This is a genomic window from Staphylococcus sp. HMSC068G11, assembly GCF_001815825.1.
Classification (GTDB): Bacteria; Bacillota; Bacilli; order Staphylococcales; family Staphylococcaceae; genus Staphylococcus; species Staphylococcus epidermidis.
On record NZ_KV822065.1, the window covers coordinates 1 to 1184 of the forward strand.

1 protein-coding gene and 2 pseudogenes are annotated in these 1184 nt (G+C 33.2%); all 3 read right to left on the bottom strand.

Annotation, left to right across the window (positions count from 1 at the left end; all coding sequences use genetic code 11):
* Window positions 1–297: 297 nt before the first annotated feature.
* Window positions 298–519: pseudogene (locus tag HMPREF3058_RS02940) on the bottom strand (hypothetical protein).
* Between the two features lie 13 nt (window positions 520–532).
* Window positions 533–1036 (bottom strand): DUF1643 domain-containing protein, encoded by a 504-nt coding sequence (locus tag HMPREF3058_RS02945; RefSeq protein ID WP_070731130.1) that lies wholly within the window; start codon window positions 1034–1036, stop codon window positions 533–535.
* A gap of 15 nt (window positions 1037–1051) precedes the next feature.
* A pseudogene (locus HMPREF3058_RS12355) lies at window positions 1052–1184 on the bottom strand (DUF960 domain-containing protein); the annotation flags it as partial.

The window sequence follows — 1184 nt, forward strand, 5'->3', positions numbered from 1 at the left end:
GTCTAATGGTGAAGTCGGTAGAATTATAATGAAGATGCATTGAATATAATAGAATTCAAGTCATTCCTCCTCCTGATTTCTATGAAACGAATAACAATCTGAGGAGGAAGGTTACTGACAAATATTACATTTGCATTGTGACTGCCAATCTAATTGTATTTTTCCATTTCACATCTATATATTAGAAGATAAATATTTTAAAACTAATTACTAATAGTTTTTTTAGATAAAAAAAGATATAGGAGCATCCTTCACCGCAAAAGTGAAGGATGCTCTAGTTTTATTAGAATATAGTTTTCATTTTGATAGATAATGATTAATAATTGTTTGTAAATCATTGTTAAGTACCGTTGTAATAGAGTCATCATTTATAAACTATTCATAGATTTTATCAAGTATTTCCTCGTCATCGATGGCTGTGAAATGATGCACCAGACTTTTTACTATTGAAATGTAATTTTGTGATGCTAAACAATTAGCAACCGTTTGCCAATCTGATTGTGCGGTTTCATGATTCATAGATAATTCTCCTTTATTTTAGTGTCCATTTTTGACGAGCTTTAGGGTTCAGTGGATGCATCACTTCACTTGTTACTGGATTAATGAGCTTTTTTACTTTCTTTTTATGGGGTTTTAACATTTCCATCACTTGCTCAACACGGTCGATAACAACTGGTCGCTTCGCATAGGCACCATAAGCTAGAATGACTGTTTCGCTCTCACTAATCGCTTTCATCAAGTGAATATCTGTGTGCGCATCATAAGGCTCTTTGATATGTTTAAGGTTCTCTGGTGTTTTAATATTAGAGAAAAGATTAACGAGATAAACAGCGCCATATTGCTCAGAATTAGCTAATTGATTGAGGATGAGAACCGTAGTAAGATCGAGTGATAATACACCATCTAAATGAGGATACATCGTTATCACAGTACAAGCCGGTTTCTTGTCATCCCATATCTTTTTGAGTAAGTAGCGATGTTGTTCATCATCGCTAAATATCGCTTCTGTGTGTATCGTACTTTTGATTGTATTCATATATCGTCACTTCCTTTAGTATTCTTCTGGAAAAAGCATCACATAATAAAAAGCGTCTACATCATCTTCTCGGATGACGTAGACTTTCTTAGGTAATGCATTTTGATTTTTTATATAGTTTGTATAGTGATATTCCAATTTGTATGCG